At 72.2% G+C, this 5501-nt stretch carries 5 protein-coding genes; 2 read left to right on the plus strand and 3 right to left on the minus strand.

The window, feature by feature from the left end:
* From HET64_RS36055 to HET64_RS36065, 3 genes are all read right to left on the minus strand, one after another.
* Positions 1-1093: cation-translocating P-type ATPase (locus HET64_RS36055; protein WP_215111456.1), on the minus strand; the 1093-nt coding region annotated here is incomplete at its 3' end.
* Between the two features lie 102 nt (positions 1094-1195).
* Complete coding sequence (locus HET64_RS36060; protein ID WP_215111457.1) at positions 1196-1513, minus strand: heavy-metal-associated domain-containing protein; 318 nt, start codon at positions 1511-1513, stop codon at positions 1196-1198.
* A 167-nt stretch (positions 1514-1680) separates the two neighbouring features.
* Positions 1681-2394: a TetR/AcrR family transcriptional regulator gene (locus HET64_RS36065; protein WP_215111458.1), complete on the minus strand. Its 714-nt coding sequence runs from the start codon at positions 2392-2394 to the stop codon at positions 1681-1683.
* A gap of 158 nt (positions 2395-2552) precedes the next feature.
* Here HET64_RS36065 and HET64_RS36070 point away from each other — a divergent pair, with 158 nt between their 5' ends.
* Both HET64_RS36070 and HET64_RS36075 read left to right on the plus strand, forming a co-directional pair.
* Positions 2553-4886, plus strand: coding sequence for an MMPL family transporter (locus HET64_RS36070; RefSeq protein ID WP_215111459.1), 2334 nt, complete (start codon positions 2553-2555; stop codon positions 4884-4886).
* 56 nt (positions 4887-4942) lie between these two features.
* Positions 4943-5501: class I SAM-dependent methyltransferase (locus HET64_RS36075; RefSeq protein WP_215111460.1), on the plus strand; the 559-nt coding region annotated here is incomplete at its 3' end.

The raw sequence follows: 5501 nt of genomic DNA on the forward strand, positions 1-5501 counted from the left end.
CTCCGGTGACGGTGTCGCCGGTGGTGACCTCGACGGGTACGGACTCGCCGGTGAGCATGGAGGCGTCGATGGCGGAGGCGCCCTCGACCACGGTCCCGTCCGTCGCGATCTTCTCCCCGGGACGGACGGCGAAGCGATCGCCGACCACGAGCGTGCTCGCCGGGACGCGGACCTCCCGGCCGTCCCTGAGCACGGCGACGTCCTTCGCCCCCAGGTCCATCAGCGCCCGCAGGGCCGCCCCGGACCTCCGCTTGGCGCGCGCCTCCAGGTAGCGGCCGAGCAGGATGAACGTGACGACCCCGGCCGCCACCTCCAGGTAGATCGTCGAGCCGGCGTCGGCGCGCGGGACGGTGAGGTCGAACCCGTGGCGCATGCCGGGCATGCCCGCGTCGCCGAGGAACAGGGCCCACAGCGACCAGCCGAACGCGGCGAGCGTGCCGAGCGAGACCAGCGTGTCCATCGTGGCCGCGCCGTGCCGGAGATTCGTCCAGGCGGCGCGGTGGAAGGGCAGACCGCCCCAGACGACGACGGGCGCGGCGAGGGTGAGGCTCAGCCACTGCCAGGAGTCGAACTGGAGGGCCGGGACCATGGCGAGCAGGACGACGGGCACGGCGAGCACGGCCGAGACGACGAGGCGCTGACGGAGCGCGCCGATGGAGGCGTCCTGCTTCGTCCCGGCGTCCCGGGCGGGGGAGTGGGGGGCCGGCCCCGGGTCCGCGGCGGGACCGGTGCCCGGGGTCGTGGCGGTGTCCGTACGGCGGGCCTCGTCGGCGTACGGGTCCGGTTCCGGGGCGGCGGCCGGGAGGTCGGGGATCCCGGATCCTGTCGGCGCCCTCCGTTCCGGCCGCGCGACGGGGCGGGCCGTGTAGCCGGTCTTCTCGACCGTGGCGACGAGGTCGCCCAGCTTCAGTTCCTCCCCGAAGGTGACGCGGGCCTTCTCGGTCGCGTAGTTCACCGTGGCGGTGACGCCGTCCATCCGGTTGAGCTTCTTCTCGACGCGGGCGGCGCACGAGGCGCAGGTCATCCCGCCGATCATGAGCTCGGCCTCGGAGGCGTCGGCGGTCGGGAAATCGGCTGCTGCTGTGCTGGCCATGTCCGGAACTCCTGAGAAACGCAGATCGGGCCGTACCCCACCAGTATCGGCTGGTGGGGGCACGGCCCGACGGCGCAGGGGTGCTGCCGCTCCGGCAGGCCTTCAGGCGGCCGGGCCGACGAGCTCGTACCCGGCCTCGTCGACGGCGGCGCGGACGGCCTCCTCGGCCAGTGGGGCCTTGGACGTGACGGTGACCAGGCCGGTGGAGGCGACGGCCGCGACCGAGGTCACGCCCGCGATGCCGGAGATCTCCTCCGACAAGGAGCCCTCGCAGTGGCCGCAGGTCATGCCCTTGACCTGGTACACGGTGGTGACCGAGTCGGTCTGCTCGATCCGCACGTCGGCCGCGCCGTCGTGGCAGGAACCGGTGGGCGAGCAGCAGGAACCGGTGGACTGGGGGGTCTCTGTCTCGGCGGTCATGACGTTCTCCTCTTCGCGAACACGTAACGGCGGCGTGGCGGGGCACAGGGCGTCGCGGAGGACTCCCGGCGTTCCGTCGTATCCACACTATACCCCTAGGGGGTATCAATGCGATCCGGCGGCGCCCTGCGCCGGCCCCGTGGCCGCCCATGGCGCGTGCGGGTCGCCTACGGCGCGCGCCGGGCCCGGTGTCGCGCATCGTCGCCTACCAGGGGGTCCAGGTAGCGGAACATGATCGTCTTCAGCTCCTGGACGTAGGCCGCGCGCTCCTCGCCCTCGTGGGCCATGATCAGGTCCAGCCCGGCCTTGAAGAGCATGAAGGTCATGTCGGCGATGCGGTGGACCTGGCCGCCCGGCACGTCCGGGAGGTAGTCGGCGAGCACCGATTCGACCCGCGTCAGCATCGTGGCGTGCAGCGTGTCGTGCTCCTCGGTGATCCGGCCGGGGATCTCCGGGCCGTGCATCAGGACGGAGAAGGCCGGGTTCTCGCAGTTGAAGGCGATGAGCGGGTCGAGGATGGCGTCCAGCATGCGGTCGAGCGGCAGCTCGATGTGGCTCTGGGTGAAGGCGGCGCCGTAGGTGTCCCGCCAGCGGTTGAGCAGCTGGTCGCCCAGCTCGACGGCGATGGCCTCCTTGTTCGGGAAGAACTGGTAGAGCGTGCCCGGCGACACCCCTGCCTCGCGGGCGATGGCGTTGGTGCTCGACGCGGTGTAGCCGCTGGTGCAGAAGACGCTGGCGGCGGCCTGGAGCAGTTGGGCGATACGGGCCTCGCCGCGGGCCTGGCGGCGGCGAGGGCGGGCGGATCCCGGCGTCCCGCCGTCCGGTCCGGCGGTGGATCCGCCGTCCGCTGCGGCGCCCTTGGTGGCTTTGGCCTCCGACACGGTCCATCCCCGGCTCTCATGATGCGGTTGACAAACGCGAGTGCTCGCTCGCATTCTAGTGAAACGCGAGCGACTACTCGTGTTTGCCAGGGTAAGTGGCAATGACCGACCCATGCTGCCCTGTGCCGCCCGGGTCTCGGTGAAGGGGACACCGCACCATGTCCGAAGTCAACCGTTCCGCGCCGCCCCCGATCGGCGGCTGGACCCGGTTCGTCACCGCCCGACCGCGGTTCGCGCTGCTGGCCGCGCTGGTGATCACCGCGCTCGCCGTGTTCGCGGGGAGCGGGGTGGCGGACCGGATGGGCAGCGGCGGCTGGCAGGCGCCCGACGCCGAGTCGACCTACGCGACCGAGGTGCTGGCGAGGGAGTTCCCCGCCTCCCAGCCCAACCTGCTCCTGCTGGTGGACAGCGGTTCCGCGACCGTCGACGACCCGGCGGTGGCCGCAGAAGCCGCCCGCCTGGTCGAGCGGCTGAAGGCCGAGCCGGGGATCTCGGGCATCGGGTCCTACTGGGAGACCGCGTCCCCCGCCCTGCGCTCCGAGGACGGTCACGAGGCGGTCATCGCCGCCCGGATCGGGGGCGACGAGAAGACGGCGGGCGAGACCCTCGACCGGATGGCCCCGGACTTCGCGGGGGAGCGGGGGCCGGTGACCGTCTTGCTCGGCGGACCGGTGGCGGTGCAGCACGAGATGCAGACGATCATCCAGGAGGATCTGCTGCGGGCCGAGCTGATCGCCCTGCCGGTGACGCTCGTCCTGCTGGTCATGGTCTTCGGCAGCGCCGTCGCCGCGATGCTGCCGCTCGGTGTCGGCATCGTCGCCATCCTCGGCACCAACGCCGTGCTGCGGGGCCTGACGGAGTTCACCGACGTCTCGGTCTTCGCCATGAACCTCACCACGGCGCTCGGCCTCGGACTCGCCATCGACTACGCCCTGTTCATCGTCCGCCGCTTCCGCGAGGAGCTGGCCGGCGGGGCGGACCCCCTGGCCGCGGTGGGCAGGACGCTGCGGACCGCCGGGCGTACGGTGCTGTTCTCGGCGCTGACCGTGGCGGTGTCCCTGTCGGCCATGCTCGTCTTCCCGCAGTACTTCCTGCGGTCCTTCGCCTACGCCGGGATCGCCGTGGTCCTCCTGGCCGCCGCTGCCGCACTGATCCTGCTGCCCGCCGCACTCGTGCTGCTCGGCCACCGGGTCAACGCGCTGGACCTGCGCCGCCTGTTCCGCCGCCGGAAGGAGGAGACCGCCGGCGCCGGTGCGTCGCCCGGCCGGGGATGGGCGCGGCTGGCCGTGCTGGTGATGCGCAGGGCGCCCGTCTTCGCCGTCGTCACCACCGTCGGGCTCCTCCTGCTCGGACTGCCCTTCCTGGGCGTCAAGTTCGGCACGGCGGACGACCGGCAGCTGCCCGCCGGAGCGGAGTCCCGGGTCGTTCAGGAACACCTCCGCGACGGGTTCCCCGGCAGCCCCGGCGGCGGCCTGGAGGTGCTGGCCGAGGGGCAGGGGTCCCCCGCCGAGTACGCGGAGCTGAGGGGCCGGATCGAGCGGCTCCCCGGCGTCCTGCGGGTCGACGGCCCGGTCACCGGGGAGGCCGTCGCCTACTACGGTGTGCTGCCCGAGGGGGAAGCCGTCGGCGAGAAGGCCCAGCAGCTCGTACGGGATCTGAGAGCGGTGCCCTCCGCCTCCTCCCTCGACACCTCGGTGACGGGCACGGCGGCGGTCCTGGTCGACTCCAAGGACGCCATAGCCGACCGGTTGCCCTGGGCGGTGGGGATCATCGTGGTGGTCACCCTGCTCCTGGTCTTCCTGCTCACCGGCAGTGTGCTCATCCCGCTCCAGGCGGTCGTGCTCAACGCCCTCAGCCTGACCGCGATGTTCGGAGCGGTGGTCTGGGTCTTCCAGGACGGGAATCTCTCCGGGCTGCTCGCCTTCACCAGCACGGGCGACATCGAGACGACGCTGCCCGTCCTGATGTTCTGCGTCGCCTTCGGACTCTCCATGGACTACGGGGTCTTCCTGATATCCCGGATCAAGGAGGAGCACGACCGCACAGGCGACCACGAGCACTCCGTCACCTTCGGACTCCGGCACACCGGCGGACTGATCACCGCGGCCGCCGTGATCCTCGCGGTCGTGATGGTGGCCATCGGCACCTCACGGGTCACCAACACCAAGATGCTGGGACTCGGCATCGCCCTCGCCGTCCTGATGGACGCCATGGTGGTGCGGGGCCTGCTGGTCCCCGCGGTGATGAAGCTGATGGGCCGCTCCACCTGGTGGGCCCCCGCGCCCCTGCGCTCCTTCCACCGCAGGTTCGGCCTCAGCGAAGGGGACGGGGAAGCCGTTCGGAAACAGCCCCCGGGGAGGCCGGGAACACCCCCGGAGCGGGCCCCGGAGGGCCCGCGGGACACCGAACGGGTGGAGGCCGGGGGGTCGGCCCCGCCGCCCGTCCCGGACGACGCCAGGGGCCTGCCGGCGGCATCGGCAAAGGGGCGCTGACCTGGGATTTCATGCTCCGACTGGCTAGAATTACCCCATCGGAAAAGGGGGCCCGGATGGACCGGAACGTGACGACGACGGACGATGTGCTGGCACTGATGGACGGGCTGTTCGCGCCGGCGGCGGACCGGTGGACGGCCGGCGGGGCGTCCTGGTGGGACGACTTCTACGCGGACCGTACGAAGACGGTGCCGTTCTTCGTGGACAAGCCCGACGAGAGCCTCGACGGGTATCTCCGCCAGGGGCTGATCGCCCCGGGCCGTGCGCTCGACCTCGGCTGCGGCCCCGGCCGCAACGCGCTGCACCTGGCCTCACTCGGCTTCGACGTCGACGCGGTCGACCTCTCCTCGGAGGCGATCGCCTGGGCCCGGGAGCGGGCGGAAGGCGCGGGGGCCCACGGTGTCCGGTTCCACCGCGGTGACGCGTTCGCGCTGACGGCGCCGGGGGCCGCCCTGGCCGGGCCCTACGACCTGATCCACGACTCCGGCTGCTTCCATCACCTGCCGCCCCACCGGCGCATCAGCTATCTCGCCCTCCTGGAGCGTTGCCTCGCGCCCGGCGGCCACTTCACGCTCACCTGCTTTGCCGCCGGGGAGGGCGGGATGGGGTCGGAGC

Origin of the sequence: Streptomyces sp. McG3 (assembly GCF_018619185.1) — a bacterium.
Taxonomy (GTDB): domain Bacteria; phylum Actinomycetota; class Actinomycetes; order Streptomycetales; family Streptomycetaceae; genus Streptomyces.